The following is a 14,656-nucleotide window of genomic DNA, read 5'->3' on the forward strand; positions in this document are numbered from 1 at the left end:
CAATTTAAGCGCGATAAATCGATTAATAACGATTTACCTCAAAGCTACTCAATCCTCCATCTAAATTGATAAATATCTTTTTAGCTGAAGCTTTATAATTCGGAGTTTCGTAGGTGCCATCTTCTAATTTGGTAAAACCTGTAAAATCTTTTGATGAAAGTCCGGTTTTGGTTTTAATTCTGCATCCTGAATTTGATGGGATTTTAATTTTAACATCTGCTACACCAGTTTTTACATTTACATCTGTAATAGGCAGCAATTCTCCGATCTTAATATCAAGTGCAGCGGCACCACCATCAAAGTTGAAAGCGCGCACCTTGTATTGTGAAAGGTCAAAATTCACTTCTCCGGCCCCCATATTCATATGGATTTCCCAGGTAGGTTTAATGTTTAATTTCATTTTAACATCGTTTCCACCGTCACCCATATTCCATTTCGAATTGCCTTTCATTTTAAAGTTCACTGTAGTTATACTATCAGTTTTTTCTGTTTGTAATGAAAAGGTTCCTCCTCTTTTTTCTACATCTGCAGTAATTAAACTGTCTGTAGGTCCTTTCAGGTCGAAAGATGTTCCACCTCCAGAAACATTCAAAACAGTTTTAGTAGAAACAGAATCTGTAAAAGGATGAGAGAAACTCAGGTGCTCGGTATCGTTGTTATCAAAATCTACACTGTCTTCAATGTTCACATCAGCCCATCTTTTACTCTCAGGAGCTTGCTGACCTTTGTAAAACAAAACGCCTAAGGTTACAACAAGGATTGCGATAGACACTATTCCACCTATCTGTGATTTATTTCTGTTAAAAAGAATATTTACACCTGCGATAATTAAAAATATTGGCCAGAAACGCCAAACATTGCGCCAGTAAAAATCAATTATATGAAAATTTTCTAAAAGGAGCACCCCACCTATAAAAAGCAGTACTATACCCCACATTATTCTATCCAGTTTCATCTTATATATCTTTTTTGGTGAATCTATCGTCTATATTGCTTTCGCCAGTATTTGAATTTCCTGGTATGTCTGTTGGTGTAGGTGCAGGGTTTACAGGATCAGTAGTTTGTCCTTCCTGAGGATTTTGTTTTTTCCATTCTTCCCAGGCATCTTTTCTTTTAGACTTAAGAATAAAGCTTACTCCTATTGCAACAAATACCAGTGGCCATAACTTGCCTATACTAAACCAGAAAGGAATGATATTAAACTCGTTCATCAGAAAATACAGGCCTATAACCAGTAAAAACAATCCCCCTACAGTTCTTCCAGTATCACTTTTCTGATAAGGCTTAAATTCAGGTTGTTTCGGCTCAGTTGTAAAACCTGCATCACTTACTGTAGATGAAGTCCATGCTTGCGATTGCGATGGATTTGATGTTTCCGGGTTTTGATACGGCTGTGAAAACGCGTTTGGTGAGTTAAAAGGATTATTTTGTGGTCCTTTATAAAACTCATTGAATTTTGAAAATCTTTTTGTCGGATCGTTATTTACAGGTACGACAATCCACATGATGATATACACCAAAATCCCTGTTCCAACTAAAAAGATGGTTGAGAGTACGAACAATAATCTGATTATCGTCACATCCACCTCCATGTATTCCGCAACTCCAGATGATACACCTGCAATTACTTTCTCATGCTCATTTCTAAATAATCTCTTGTCCATAATATATTTCCTCCTATATTTTAAAACTGTATCGGCTTTATAGTTATCTCATCAACATTTACGCCACTGCTTAAATTTAAAATGGTGTATATGGTATTCGCAATATCTTCTGGTTGTACAAAACGATCAGCGGGGATTTCTGTTCCCTCCCACGATGATGTTAGTGTTGAACCTGGCAATACAGCTGTTACCTTAACGTTGTATTTTGATAATTCCTCCCTAAATACACTATTAAGACTTAGCAATGCTGCTTTAGTTACACTATAGCTACCTGCATTTTCTGCATTTTGTTTACTGGCTATCGAACATATGTTAAAAATGTGGCCTGATTGCTGTGTGCGCATCATTTTACCAAAAAACTTTGACAGGTAATAGGCTGCGTTAAGGTTCAGATTTATTTGCTTTTCAAGCTGATCATCAGCTTCATCAAGTATAGATCCCTGCAAAAACATACCCGCATTATTCACTAAAACATCAACTTTGGGCATTTCGTTTTTTACAGCATTACAAAATGCATACACATCTTCTTTAATGCTGCAATCTGCCCGATAAGTAAATATCCTAACACCTGTATGCCTTAACTCTTCTGCAAAACTATCCAGTTCAGTCTTTTTTCTTGAACACACTGCTAAGTCATATCCACTCTGTGCCAGCTTTATTGCAATGGCCCTTCCAATACCTTTAGTCGCGCCGGTAATAATTGCATTCATTGTTTAAACATCTTTATTTAACACAATAATACAAAAAAGCACCGCATGGCAAAACATTAATAGCCAAAGATTGGTTAGAAAAAGGGATTACAACGATTTCAACTTTTTATTGTTTCTTTGTAATAATATTGCACAAATACTATAGCTAATTTTTCATTGAATGAATTTCACCAATTTTGGCAGGTACCTACTTTTATTGAAAGCGGTATTTAGAAAGCCCGAAAAGTTTAAAATATACTTGAAGGCCATCTTTAAACAAATGGATTTTGTAGGGGTAGGTTCCCTGGGGCTGATTGCCATTATTTCTACTTTCATAGGAGCAGTAATGACATTACAAATTGCCTTCCAGTTGGTTAGCGACTTTATCCCTAAAACCATTATCGGTTCTGTAAACAGAGATTCAAGTATTCTTGAGCTTAGTCCTACCATTACCGCTATTGTTTTGGCCGGTAAAATCGGGTCTGCAATTTCCTCTGAAATTGGTACAATGCGTGTTAGCGAGCAGATTGATGCACTCGAGATTATGGGAATCAACTCTCCCGGTTATCTTATCCTGCCAAAAATCATTGCGGGGATTACCATGGTTCCTTTATTGGTAATTATGTCTATGTTCCTCAGCATTACCGGTGGATACATTGGTGGTACTTTATCTGGAGCTGTTTCTCCTGCCGAATATATTCAGGGTATCACTACTGATTTTAATCCTTATACCATTGTTGTAGCCCTTGTAAAGGCTTTTGTATTTGGTTTTATCATCACTTCGGTTCCTGCATATGAAGGTTTCTATGTAAAAGGCGGTGCACTCGAGGTAGCCCAGGCAAGTACAAGAGCTGTTGTTGTTAGCTGTATTACGATATTGGCATGTGATTACATTGTAACCCAGTTATTATTATGATCGAGATTAAGGACATACACAAATCGTTTGGCAGCAACAAAGTACTACAGGGAATTTCAGGTAAGTTTGAAGCTGGTGTAACCAACCTGATCATTGGAGGCTCCGGTTCGGGTAAAACCACACTACTTAAATGTATGATTGGCCTGCACCATCCTGAAGAAGGAAGTGTAGAATACGATGGGCGTGAGTTTACTACCATGAACTTCGAAGAAAAGATAGAGATCAGAAAAGAGATAGGTATGCTATTTCAGGGTTCCGCTTTATTTGATTCAATGACTGTTGAAGAGAACATCATGTTCCCTTTAAATATGTTTACCGATCAGGAACGTAAAGAAAAGCTGGAGCGCGTTAATTTCTGTTTGGAACGTGTAAACCTTGAAGGAAAAAACAAACTGTTTCCCGCAGAGCTTTCCGGTGGTATGAAAAAACGTGTGGGTATTGCCCGCGCTATTGCCATGAACCCAAAGTATTTGTTTGTTGATGAGCCAAACTCTGGACTTGATCCTAAAACTTCGATTGTAATTGATGAGCTGATTAAAGAGCTTACTGAAGAATACAACACTACAACCATAGTTGTTACCCATGATATGAACTCTGTAATGGGTATCGGCGACTATATTCTTTTCTTGCACGAAGGCAAGAAATTCTGGGAAGGCTCTAACAAAGAAATTGCCCATACTGAGATTCAAGAACTAAATGATTTCGTTTTTGCAAGCCGCTTTATGAAGGCTGCAAAAGGAAAGTTTTAATATATAATTATGATAAGCCTGCTAACACCCACGCATTGGAAAGATTATGAGCTGATTGATTGTGGTGATTTTGAAAAATTAGAACGTTTCGGTAACCTGGTACTATCCAGACCTGAGCCCCAAGCGGTATGGAAAAAGACTTTGTCTGATCAAGACTGGAAAAAACAAACACATATCAAATTTAAAGGTCGCTCTGCTACCTCCGGAGAATGGATTAAAAACTCCGCCCATTTACCAGATCGCTGGAATGTTGAGTACAAAAATGATGATGTAAGTATTAACCTCCGCTTAGGATTAACCTCATTTAAGCATGTTGGTGTTTTCCCTGAACAAGCTGTGAATTGGGATTATATCTCTTCATCGATAAAGAAATTTAAAACGGCAAGCCCTAAAGTATTAAACTTATTTGCTTATACAGGTGCTGCATCGTTAATTGCAAAAGCTGCCGGAGCAGACACTACTCATGTTGACTCTATTAAACAAGTAGTAAACTGGGCTAATGAAAACCAGGAACTTTCTAAGCTTAAAGATGTACGCTGGGTGGTTGAAGACGCACTAAAGTTTGTAAAAAGAGAGCTTAAACGCGGTAAAAAATATAATGGAATTATCTTGGACCCCCCTGCTTTTGGTCATGGACCAAATGGTGAGAAGTGGAAACTGGAAGACCACATTCAGGAAATGATGCAGGATGTTGTTCAGTTGCTGGATGAAGAAGAACACTTTCTGATCTTAAACACTTACTCTTTAGGTTTTTCTTCTGTTATTGTAGAGAATCTGATTAAAACTTCATTCCCTCAGGTAAAAAATCTTGAGACAGGAGAATTGTATTTGCAGGCAACTTCGGGTATTAAACTACCATTAGGTGTTTTTGGCAAGTTCAATACTTTCAAATAAAGAAATTCAATATTTTCAATTAGGAAGTGGCGTACACCCGTCATCTCGAAGGAGAGATCTCTTGTTTAGTAGTTCAAGAGATCTCTCCTTCGTTCGAGATGACGACAGCTTTAAGATGGAGGAATAGATTTTAAAAATAAAAAAGGCGCCGGGACCTAAACCGACGCCTTTAAACACACTTAAACCCAGTAACACCTTACTGCTTAAGTTTCTTTCGCTGTTTATGCAATTACAGCTAATTCATTTGCGATCATTCTCCAATTCTCATTTTCAGGAATACCAGGTTTACGCTTTCCAAAAAACTGAACAATGATGTTTCCTTCTTTATCAAATACTTCAATACTGGTTACAATACCATCATCTGTTGGCTTTTTAACTAACCATACGTTTGCAATACCATCTTCACGAAGGTGCATGTTAAATTCAGGATCCAGGACGTTAAACCACGGGCCTGTTTGAACAAGCTTCTTTACCAAACCAGTATGGATCTGGATACAGCCAGCATTTGAGGTAAAAACCATTATTTCAAGATCAGTTTCTGAAGCCCTAGTTAAAATTGCTTTCAGAGAATCGGTTGTAATTTGTGTAGCATGGCCTTCAGGTGCTAAACGCAAACCCTGAGTGCGACTTAATCCATGAGTTCTTAACAAACCATGAAAATCGTGCGTATCCTTTAGCGCCAACCATTCCTTTTTAAATGTTTCTACATCAACTTCCTGATCTGGTTTTTCTACGGCAGCAACTTTCTCTGTAATTATCTCTAATGCAGCGGTCTGATCGTCTGCAGTATATTTTTCAACCAATACCTCATAAGCGTCAGCATTGCTCGTATCGGTTAAGTAGATTTTGTGTATCGCCTGTCCATCCTTACCAAAAAACTGGAGGCTTTTACGGTCATTCTCATTAACCGCAAAGGCCGATTTCCATGCGCTCATAAATAACCTCAAATCGATATCAGGATTTACTGCCAATCCCATCATTCCTTTAAAAGATACTTTTTTATAGATTCCTTTACGTTCATGAACACAAAAGTCATTACGTGTTAAGGCCATTACATAACCTAAGCTTTCAACTTCTTTTAATATCTCCTGGAATTGGTCCTGCAAACGGATAGCTGTTGAGTTTACAGTTGTTGCGATTAATTCGGCTTCGCTGGTACCAAGTTGTTTTGCAGCATCTCTGATACGGACTTTTGGGTTTTCTGTTTTGAATGCTTCCCACTGGCTTTTTAAATCTAATATCTTTTCCATTTTATCCTGTTTTAATTAATTCGTTCTATTTTAAATTGAAGTGTATTCATGATACACCTTTTTTAGCTTACACTAGTAGCTGGTATAACCAGCGGACAATTATAATCTTCGCATTCCATTAGCTTTACTTTAATGCTAAAAGTCTCATGAATATTATCACAATTGATCACTTCAACAGGCAACCCTTCGGCTACTTTTTTACCATTTTTTAACATCAGTATTCTATCTGCAAAGCGAGAAGCATAGTTGATGTCATGCAAAATGCAGATCACGCAATACCCTCTGTCGGCCAGTTTACGAGCCAACACCATAATCTGCTGCTGAAACTGAATATCAAGTCCGTTTGTAGGCTCATCCAATAACAAACAAGCATTCGGGCTGTCATAAACCTGCGCAATAACCCTCGCCAATTGAACCCTTTGCTGTTCACCACCTGAAAGCGTATTATAATCTCGGCCCGACAAATGGCTTATTCCCGTATCCTGCATCACTCTTCTTACCACCGAAAAATCGTTGGCAGCTGGCTTCTGATCAAAATGTGGATATCTTCCCATCATTACCAGTTCATCAACAATAAAAGAAACTGAAATCGTATTGTGCTGAGAAAGCACAGCTCTTGTCTTTGCCAGGTCTTCGAGCCTGTAATTCATCAGCTCTTTTCCCTTAATAAAAACCTTACCTGCCGATGGCCTTATCTCTCTGCAAAGCAATTTCATTAAAGTACTTTTACCGGCACCATTAGCACCTAAAATAGCCAGCATTTCACCAGAGTGAGCCTCAAAGCTCAACCCATCTACCAGTTTCCTGTTTCCTACTTTATAGGTAAGTTCTTCTACTCGGATCATCTATAGGTTGTTTTTATTTTTCTCAGAAATAATAATATATATAAACACAGGCACACCAATCATTGCAGTTAATATGCCTATTGGAAGTTCCGCCGGAGCAACTATTGTTCTTGCAATAAGATCGGCCCCGGTCAACAAAGCCCCACCAAGCAATGCTGATCCAGGAATTACCAGTCTATGATCAGCAGTAAATGTCATCCTTATAATATGTGGAATAATTAAGCCGATAAATCCAATAATTCCGGCCATGGCAACAGAAGCACCCACAGCCATGGTGGCCAGAATAATAATCATCCGTTTAACTACTTTAACATTTACACCCATATGCAAAGCCTGGGGTTCTCCAAGGACCAATGCGTTTAAAGATTTGGCAAAAAAAGGAAGCGTAACAATAGGAATTAAAACAAAGGGTAATAATGCACTAACAGTTTGCCAGCTAGCCCCGCCTAGACTTCCAAGGTTCCAAAATGTAATGTTTCTTAATTGTGCATCGGTAGCCATGTACGTCATTAATCCAATAAACGAATTTGCCAATGCATTAATTGCCAATCCGGCCAGTAATAAAGTTGTGATAACTGTTTTACCATTCTTCATCGCAATGCGATAAACAATCATCGTAGTAATACCGGCACCAATAAATGCTGCAATAGATAAGGCGTAAAAACTTAATGTACCTGTTAGATTTTTAAAAATATTTATCTCAAGCACGATCATAATTACAGCAAACAATGTGGCACCCGATGATATTCCTATTAGACCAGGTTCGGCAAGGGGGTTGCGAAACAACCCCTGAATGGCAGCTCCTGAAACGCCCAATCCGGCGCCAATAAGGCTACCCAACAGCACTCTTGGCAGACGAAGATTAAAAAACACAGATTCCTGTTGCGAAGTAAAGCCCTGATAATCGGATAATCTTGTATGGTAACTTATGATAGATAGCAGTTCCGAGAAACTGATATCCACAGCACCAATGCAGGAAGAAACCACCATGGTTACGACCAGAACTACCGCAAGCAGTACAATAATATATCCTGTTTTTTTAATCACCTCTATTTTCTCTACTTAACTGCGTTGTTGATTTTACCAGACAATTCTGTTATTGCCTTGCCTAAACGCAAACCGAAACCGGTTAGCAAAGCACCATCCATAGTGATAAACTTCTTGTTTTTACCTGCATTTGTTTGCGCTATACCCTGAACTGTTTCCAAACCTTGCGTACCGCCTAAACTTTGCAAACCATCATCAAACAACAAGATTACATCGGGGTTGGCTTTAACAAGTGCTTCGGAGGTTAAAGGCTTATACTCAGAAAATCCTGTTACCGCATTTTGTGCTCCGGCTAATTCAATCACTTTATCAACTTGTGTACCTAAGCCGCCAACCATCATTGTCCCTGTGCCTCGGGCATAAATAAACAGTACTTTAGCTTTTTTTGTATTTGTTATTTGTTTTTGAGCAGCCGCTACTTCCGCATCAAATACCTTAATTAGGGAATCTGCCTTGGTCTGCTGCAATAGGCTATCGCCAACGGAACGGATTAAGTTCTTAGCCCCATCTATTGAGAATTCTTGTTTAAACAATACTAATTTAATGCCCGCGGTTTTAAACTGGGCGGCAAGTTGAGGAGATACTTCTTTATCAATCGCCACAACGATATTAGGTTGAAGCGACAAAACACCCTCAACATTGATCTTACTACTGTGGCCTACCTTAGGCTTGCTTTTTAAGCTTTCGGGATAGCTGCTTGTTATATCCGTTCCTACAATGTTTTTTTCTAAACCCAGTCCGGCAACTATTTCACTTACAGTGCCGTTTAAAGAAACAATTTTCACACTATCCGGCAATTGCCTGACAGTGTTATTTTCGGTAGTGTTCCTGCATGCACTAAACATGGCAACAGCTACCATCAGCAATCCTATTTTTTTCATAATAAATGTTTAAAAAGAGGAGCTTTCGGGGGGGCCGAAAGCATCCTCATCTAACCAAACTAAACCAAACTTTTATCCTTTTTTAACGAGTTTATATTCTACTACAGGCTTGCCGCGCACTCCACCGTCGCTTGCATGAAAACTGTTAAATTTCAATTTGTATATATTACCGGCGCCATCTTTTACAACGTAAAACGAATCAGTTTTTACACCTACTGCGGTACCGGTTGTATTTCTCCATTTATCACCAATTGCATCTCGGTTTGCACTGAACGATAAAGCATTAAGGTTTGACTCAGAAAAATCTGCGTAACTTACTACCGAAGTTTTAACTTGAGCTACCTGAACACCATTAAGGCTATTGGTAAAAACGATATCAGAAAAGCTATATGGGAAAATACCATCCGCATTTGTACCATAATACATGGTCCAGGTCCATACCAGATCCCAGTTGGCTTTTACAGGCTCCACATTTACACTTTTTCCATCAGTAAGAGAGAAAAAGCTATAGTTAGAATTTGCATCCTTAACAATATCAACAGATTTAAAAGTAGTTTCCTTTAGCTTAGCATATTGCAAAGTATACCCGTTGGCCTTACGAAGAACCCTTACTTTGTAAACAGTCTCTGCACTTATTACTGAGCTATGACTACCACCAACCGGACTAACTATATAGACCTTATTTTCTGAATCTGTTGCAGAGATGGTTTCAATTGCAGTTTTATTAAGGATGCTGGCTTCTCTGGGGTCATCAAATTTCTTAAATTCAATTTCAGCTTTAGCTCCTGTCTCGCCAAGCGCAATCGTTAAATCAGACAGGTTAAAATCTGCTTCAGTTACGGCATTTAAATCTGTCTTATCTAGCTTCTTTGCCGATGCCCCTGAAGTTCCGTTCAGAACAACTTTAAAATCATTACCAGAATAAAAACCTAAAGCCCAGCTGTTACGAAGCACGGCTGTTTGTTGGGCTCCACTTAAATCTACATAAACACTGTTGGCAGCACTACTGCCTGCTTCGGCACCAGCTATTCCATTTAGAGTTAATGTTGTCCCATCAGATACCGGAACCTCCAATATTGGATCGTCATCTTTACTGCAAGAAGTAAAGACTGTAGCAAAACACAATAGGGCAACGAGTTTAGTAATTTTGTTCATGATTTTATACGTGTTATAATGATTAATAATCTAATTCTTCTTCCAATTAAAACTTAACCCTACAACATACGAGCGTCCATAATTCAATGGAACCGGGCCACCCGTTGAGTGTGCCGAACCAGTTGCAACTGATGTGCTGCTAATGGTAGTTACATCGAACAGGTTTTTAACTCCTGCATTCAGATTAAGAGATTTAAATATCTTTTTATTGATCATCAGATCTGCTGTACTATAAGAACCGGTTTTCTCAAGTGTTACCTGCTCTATTCCATTGTTCGTATTGAGCTGATAAAAAGGCCTTCTTCCTGAAAATTTATAGGCCAGATTTACAGTTGCACCAATTCTGGAAAAGGTGTAAGTGATGTTGCTGTTCACCTCAGGAGTCCATGCAAATTCATCAGATTCACCAGGTTTTGGAGCATCGGCTACGAAACGGTTATTAATACCGATATAGGAAAGGCCCAGAGAAACCTGAAAATCATTAAGCGTTAAAGTATTTTCAAAAGTTCCTCCAGTTGTTTTGTAGCGAGAAACGTTTATAAGAGTAGTAATTGTAGGATCAGCAGCAGAAAGGCCAAAATCTATTCTGTTTCTGAAAGTATTATAAAAGCCACCTACAACTGAGCGGAAATCAGCATTTTCATTATGCGACCTGGTAAAAGTCAGCGATCCGGTCAAACTATGTGACTGTTCTGCTTTAAGGTTTTCGTTTCCTAAAATAGAATGGCTGGCATCAAAGAAATCGTAATAAAGTTCGCGTAAGGCAGGCGAGCGGAAACCACTTGCATAACCCAAACGCAAATCAAGATCTTTATTTAACCTGAATTTTGTATTAAGTGATGGAATTACAGGGGGTGCATCGTAAACTGAGTTTTTAATAAAGCGGGCACCCGGTCTTATGGTTATACCATCTGTAACCTTCCACTCAGAAGATATAAAGAAAGCATAATCATGAATAGAGGGATCTCCTTTAATCCTTGCTCCACTTGAACCATCCAGATTAATCTCGATACCAGGTTGAAAAGACCATTGGTCTGATAACCTATACTGAGCTGTTGCTCGGACCGATGTAGATTGGAATTTAGATACATCTTGTTCGCCGGCACCGGTAGACAATTCTTCCTTTCCTGTAGAATAGTCATGCAGCACACTTCTGGTAGTACGTTTTAAGTTGGAATAACCAAGTATTCCACTAAGCTGCAATTTATCAGTTAGCTTATAATCGCTTTGTATTTGCTGGGTATATCTATTGGTGATGTATTTTTGATTAACAGACTTAAAAATGTTTGGGTTATAGCCACCCTTGCTTAAAATAGTCTCATCAGCATAATCCATTCGGTACCATACATTTAACTTATCACTATTATAACCCAGACGGCCATTTCCCAACCATTGCTCTTTAGGTTTCCACCTATTAATATCAGCAGCGATCTGCGCTGCAGTAGCCAAAGCAGGTGCACTGTTAAAACCATTAAAATCGTTATGGGTTACACCTCCAAGAACACTCCAACGCTTATTTTGCCAGCTTGCTCCTACGTGTTGCAAGTGGGAACCTTTTTTACTGAACGCTGAGTACTCATCCCCCACTGTTTCCTCTTGCACCCTCGCATTAAGGCTTAATGTTTCTTTAACTGCTTTTTTTGTAATGATATTGATTACACCAGCAAGTGCATCGGTACCATAAGAAACCGAGAGTGGCCCTTCTACTATCTCTATGCGCTCAATGGAGTTGATGTCTATTTGGTTTAAACTTTCTCTGGTATCTCCCCTGTCTATCATTGGCACACCATCTAAAAGGATCTTAACGTTTCTGCCCGACATGCCCATTAAAGTTACGTCGCTTGTACCTAACGCCATGTCGTTAGAAAACCTGAAGCCTAATTCTGTATTTAATACTTGCTGAATATTTGTTGCAGCACGCAAGCGAATACGCTCTGAATTAATAACACGTGTTCTGTAAACTGAATTTCTTAATGATTGAGGTTGATATTCGCCCGTAACTACAACTTCCTTTAGGGAATTAGCTGTGGTATCGCTTTTCAATTCCTTGCCGGCACCTTTATCTTGTGCTTGTGTAGTTGAAACGATAAAAAATACAGCCATTAACAGTAAGCCAATTCTCATTAACAATTTATTTAGAATAATTTTAAATAACACCGCAAGTATAAGAACTTATTTAGACTAATTACAAATAATAAATAGAAATATTTTAATTAACCCTGATAACCAGCTTTTTTATTACTATGTATAGTGGTATACTTGTAAAAAATTTTATTGTTGGCTTGGAACTGACATTTACATCTTATCTTACCATAAAAAACAAGTATAAAAAATGAAATTATCTCATCTAGCAGGGATGCTTTTAGTCGGAATGGCTTCAATTGGTGTATTTATAAGCTGCACCTCGGACGTTAAAAAGGCCAATGGCCAAACAAAAAATGCTCCTGGAGATTCGACAGCAACCGAAACAAAAGAAGATTTGCGGGGACCGATTGACACTGCAAAGTATGATGCAATTATGGCAAAGTTAGCCAATGGTGATACCACTGGTAAATGGCCGGTTAAAAAACAACCATACCCACTTGCAGGTGCTATACTTCCATTTAAACGTATTGTTGTTTATTATGGAAATTTACACTCTAAAAAAATGGGTGCCCTGGGCGAATATGCTCCAAAAGAGATGTGGAAAAGATTGGATGCTGAAGTTAAACATTGGGAAAAAGTTGATCCTACTACTCCCGTACAGCCAGGTTTACATTACATTGCTGCTGTAGCAAGTGGTACGCCGGGCAGAGATGGGAAGTACATTAACCGTATGGCCAACTCACAGATTGACTCTGTATTAAGCATTGCTAAAATGCGTCCTAATACTATTGTATTTCTAGATTTACAGGTAGCACTAAGCAACATCAAGGCTGAATTGCCGCATATAGAAAAATACTTACAATTACCATTTGTGCATCTAGGTATAGATCCTGAGTTTTCTATGAAAGATGGTTCGCTTCCAGGTAAAAAAATCGGAACTTACGATGCTGCCGATATCAACTATGTTTCTCAGTATTTAACTAATCTTGTAAAGAAATATAACTTGCCTCCAAAAGTATTTGTGGTTCACCGTTTCACAAAAAAGATGGTTACCAATTCTCAAAACATAAAACTTCGTCCGGAAGTTCAAATTGTAATGCATATGGACGGATGGGGTGAGCCAGAACTTAAAAAAGGAACTTACCGTCACTTTATTTTCTCTGAGCCTGTTCAGTTTACGGGCTTCAAATTGTTCTATAAAAATGATTTGAAAAAAGATCCTAAGCGCTTAATGACTCCAGAGGAATTGATGAAATTGAAACCAGTTCCGGTTTACATTCAATACCAGTAAACTGTGCAAAGATTTAATTAAAAGGGAGCAGTTGCTCCCTTTTTTATTTAGGATTAATAAGAAAACGCGACTGATTTTTCCGGGTTATCAAGTTTGGTACTTTTTCGCTTTCCATTAACTGTAGCATGAATCATATTGATCTGTGAATCGTGCTGTTCAAACAGTATGTCGTTTTGAATCTCTAGCTTTTCGATGCTTTCTATTTTTTCACTTTCAAAATAGCACCATGCGGCATCCTCTTCAATTTGATATCCCAGGTACTTTAGCGTAAGCGATTTATTATTAGCCTTAATCTGCAGGTGGCTTTTTATGTAATCGGAAATAAGCCCGTCTACCTGTTTACGATCTTTAGGCTTCAAAATATTGATACTTGTTTTATAACGCTTATCAAGCGCATTTTCAAAATCATCAAAAAATACACGCACACTTACCTGAACAGTTTTTGTTTTTTGATTATGATCTATCTCGGTCACGCTAACGTAAAACGGATGAAAAATATTTAACCAAAAAAATAAAATAAGTTGTAACATTTTGTATAGGTAGATATAAAATAGAATATTTCTTGCTATTCTGTATTCAAAATTACAACTTTAAACTATAATGCAAGATTTCAATCTCTATTTTGATCTTGGCTGGCACCATATTTTAGACTGGAAAGGCTACGATCATATACTTTTCTTACTTGCTCTTTGTGGTGTATACACCCTCTCCGATTGGAAAAGAGTACTAATTTTGGTTACCGCATTTACCGTTGGCCACAGCATAACTTTAGCCCTAAGTGTGTTAAATGTTGTGCACGTAAACACCGCACTTATAGAATTTTTAATTCCGGTTACAATTATGATAACTGCGTTAGCCAACATCCTTAATAAAAAGCCCAAGCCCAAGGCCATAAGGTTAAAATATACATTAGCGCTCATCTTTGGACTAATACATGGCATGGGTTTCTCAAATTACTTAAAAAGTCTGCTTGGCAAAACTACCAACATCGTTGTAGAGTTACTTGCCTTTAACCTTGGGCTGGAATTTGGGCAGATACTAATCGTTTTCGGTGTACTCATACTTTCATTTATCCTTATTATGATCGTAAAAATTAAGCGGTGGGACTGGAATTTCTTCCTTTCATCCGCTATATTTGGTATATCATTTGTAATGGCCGCCGAGCGGTTACCTGCAATCCTTAACTAACA

15 protein-coding genes are annotated in these 14,656 nt (G+C 38.2%); 5 read left to right on the top strand and 10 right to left on the bottom strand.

Annotated features, from left to right (window positions below):
* Positions 1-22: 22 nt before the first annotated feature.
* Genes HQN86_RS10905 through HQN86_RS10915 form a run of 3 tightly spaced genes read right to left on the bottom strand, consistent with a single transcriptional unit; the run spans position 23 to position 2,374 of the window.
* The gene (locus HQN86_RS10905) at positions 23-955 is read right to left on the bottom strand and encodes a LiaF transmembrane domain-containing protein (RefSeq protein WP_172661001.1); all 933 of its coding nucleotides are present in this window, start codon (positions 953-955) and stop codon (positions 23-25) included.
* A gap of 1 nt (position 956) precedes the next feature.
* Positions 957-1,664, bottom strand: coding sequence for a PspC domain-containing protein (locus HQN86_RS10910; protein ID WP_172661002.1), 708 nt, complete (start codon positions 1,662-1,664; stop codon positions 957-959).
* A 20-nt stretch (positions 1,665-1,684) separates the two neighbouring features.
* A complete protein-coding gene (locus HQN86_RS10915; protein WP_172661003.1) occupies positions 1,685-2,374 on the bottom strand; it encodes an SDR family NAD(P)-dependent oxidoreductase in 690 nt (229 codons plus the stop codon).
* Positions 2,375-2,534: 160 nt separating this feature from the next.
* Between HQN86_RS10915 and HQN86_RS10920 the strand changes: the two genes are divergently transcribed.
* The 3 genes from HQN86_RS10920 to HQN86_RS10930 are packed head-to-tail and all read left to right on the top strand — an operon-like array spanning position 2,535 to position 4,912.
* Positions 2,535-3,269: an MlaE family ABC transporter permease gene (locus tag HQN86_RS10920; RefSeq protein ID WP_172661004.1), complete on the top strand. Its 735-nt coding sequence runs from the start codon at positions 2,535-2,537 to the stop codon at positions 3,267-3,269.
* Positions 3,266-4,018 carry an ABC transporter ATP-binding protein gene (locus tag HQN86_RS10925; protein ID WP_048903872.1) on the top strand — a complete coding sequence of 251 codons (753 nt, stop codon included), beginning with the start codon at positions 3,266-3,268 and terminating at the stop codon, positions 4,016-4,018. The genes HQN86_RS10920 and HQN86_RS10925 overlap by 4 nt, the downstream gene beginning before the upstream one ends.
* 9 nt (positions 4,019-4,027) lie before the next feature.
* On the top strand, positions 4,028-4,912 hold the full coding sequence (locus HQN86_RS10930; RefSeq protein ID WP_172661005.1) for a class I SAM-dependent methyltransferase: 885 nt from the start codon (positions 4,028-4,030) through the stop codon (positions 4,910-4,912).
* A gap of 221 nt (positions 4,913-5,133) precedes the next feature.
* On the opposite strand, the gene HQN86_RS10935 is transcribed toward HQN86_RS10930, so the two are convergent.
* From HQN86_RS10935 to HQN86_RS10960, 6 genes are all read right to left on the bottom strand, one after another.
* The gene (locus HQN86_RS10935; protein WP_172661006.1) at positions 5,134-6,162 is read right to left on the bottom strand and encodes a hemin-degrading factor; all 1,029 of its coding nucleotides are present in this window, start codon (positions 6,160-6,162) and stop codon (positions 5,134-5,136) included.
* A gap of 62 nt (positions 6,163-6,224) precedes the next feature.
* A complete protein-coding gene (locus tag HQN86_RS10940; RefSeq protein ID WP_172661007.1) occupies positions 6,225-7,007 on the bottom strand; it encodes a heme ABC transporter ATP-binding protein in 783 nt (260 codons plus the stop codon).
* A complete protein-coding gene (locus HQN86_RS10945) occupies positions 7,008-8,054 on the bottom strand; it encodes a FecCD family ABC transporter permease (RefSeq protein ID WP_317171694.1) in 1,047 nt (348 codons plus the stop codon). It abuts the gene before it with no gap.
* Positions 8,055-8,065: 11 nt separating this feature from the next.
* Positions 8,066-8,935 carry a heme/hemin ABC transporter substrate-binding protein gene (locus tag HQN86_RS10950; RefSeq protein WP_246269548.1) on the bottom strand — a complete coding sequence of 290 codons (870 nt, stop codon included), beginning with the start codon at positions 8,933-8,935 and terminating at the stop codon, positions 8,066-8,068.
* Positions 8,936-9,007: 72 nt separating this feature from the next.
* Positions 9,008-10,090, bottom strand: a complete 1,083-nt coding sequence (locus tag HQN86_RS10955; protein ID WP_172661008.1) for an HmuY family protein — start codon at positions 10,088-10,090, stop codon at positions 9,008-9,010.
* A gap of 30 nt (positions 10,091-10,120) precedes the next feature.
* Positions 10,121-12,214: a TonB-dependent receptor plug domain-containing protein gene (locus HQN86_RS10960; RefSeq protein ID WP_172661009.1), complete on the bottom strand. Its 2,094-nt coding sequence runs from the start codon at positions 12,212-12,214 to the stop codon at positions 10,121-10,123.
* Positions 12,215-12,422: 208 nt separating this feature from the next.
* Here HQN86_RS10960 and HQN86_RS10965 point away from each other — a divergent pair, with 208 nt between their 5' ends.
* Entirely contained in the window at positions 12,423-13,466 is a 1,044-nt protein-coding gene (locus HQN86_RS10965) for a hypothetical protein (RefSeq protein WP_172661010.1), read from the top strand.
* Between the two features lie 53 nt (positions 13,467-13,519).
* Here HQN86_RS10965 and HQN86_RS10970 read toward each other — a convergent pair whose 3' ends face one another.
* Positions 13,520-13,996 (bottom strand): DUF6702 family protein, encoded by a 477-nt coding sequence (locus HQN86_RS10970; RefSeq protein ID WP_172661011.1) that lies wholly within the window; start codon positions 13,994-13,996, stop codon positions 13,520-13,522.
* A 70-nt stretch (positions 13,997-14,066) separates the two neighbouring features.
* Between HQN86_RS10970 and HQN86_RS10975 the strand changes: the two genes are divergently transcribed.
* On the top strand, positions 14,067-14,654 hold the full coding sequence (locus HQN86_RS10975) for a HupE/UreJ family protein (RefSeq protein ID WP_172661012.1): 588 nt from the start codon (positions 14,067-14,069) through the stop codon (positions 14,652-14,654).
* The last annotated feature ends 2 nt before the right edge of the window (positions 14,655-14,656 follow it).

Source organism: Pedobacter panaciterrae (genome assembly GCF_013204795.1).
GTDB lineage: Bacteria > Bacteroidota > Bacteroidia > Sphingobacteriales > Sphingobacteriaceae > Pedobacter > Pedobacter panaciterrae.

Excerpts from the sequence above, each read along its gene's own strand:
- HQN86_RS10905 (WP_172661001.1), bottom strand. The coding sequence starts at position 955 with ATGAAACTGGATAGAATAATGTGGGGTATAGTACTGCTTTTTATAGGT.
- HQN86_RS10910 (WP_172661002.1), bottom strand. The coding sequence starts at position 1,664 with ATGGACAAGAGATTATTTAGAAATGAGCATGAGAAAGTAATTGCAGGT.
- HQN86_RS10915 (WP_172661003.1), bottom strand. The coding sequence starts at position 2,374 with ATGAATGCAATTATTACCGGCGCGACTAAAGGTATTGGAAGGGCCATT.
- HQN86_RS10920 (WP_172661004.1), top strand. The coding sequence starts at position 2,535 with ATGAATTTCACCAATTTTGGCAGGTACCTACTTTTATTGAAAGCGGTA.
- HQN86_RS10925 (WP_048903872.1), top strand. The coding sequence starts at position 3,266 with ATGATCGAGATTAAGGACATACACAAATCGTTTGGCAGCAACAAAGTA.
- HQN86_RS10930 (WP_172661005.1), top strand. The coding sequence starts at position 4,028 with ATGATAAGCCTGCTAACACCCACGCATTGGAAAGATTATGAGCTGATT.
- HQN86_RS10935 (WP_172661006.1), bottom strand. The coding sequence starts at position 6,162 with ATGGAAAAGATATTAGATTTAAAAAGCCAGTGGGAAGCATTCAAAACA.
- HQN86_RS10940 (WP_172661007.1), bottom strand. The coding sequence starts at position 7,007 with ATGATCCGAGTAGAAGAACTTACCTATAAAGTAGGAAACAGGAAACTG.
- HQN86_RS10950 (WP_246269548.1), bottom strand. The coding sequence starts at position 8,935 with ATGAAAAAAATAGGATTGCTGATGGTAGCTGTTGCCATGTTTAGTGCA.
- HQN86_RS10955 (WP_172661008.1), bottom strand. The coding sequence starts at position 10,090 with ATGAACAAAATTACTAAACTCGTTGCCCTATTGTGTTTTGCTACAGTC.
- HQN86_RS10960 (WP_172661009.1), bottom strand. The coding sequence starts at position 12,214 with ATGAGAATTGGCTTACTGTTAATGGCTGTATTTTTTATCGTTTCAACT.
- HQN86_RS10965 (WP_172661010.1), top strand. The coding sequence starts at position 12,423 with ATGAAATTATCTCATCTAGCAGGGATGCTTTTAGTCGGAATGGCTTCA.
- HQN86_RS10970 (WP_172661011.1), bottom strand. The coding sequence starts at position 13,996 with ATGTTACAACTTATTTTATTTTTTTGGTTAAATATTTTTCATCCGTTT.
- HQN86_RS10975 (WP_172661012.1), top strand. The coding sequence starts at position 14,067 with ATGCAAGATTTCAATCTCTATTTTGATCTTGGCTGGCACCATATTTTA.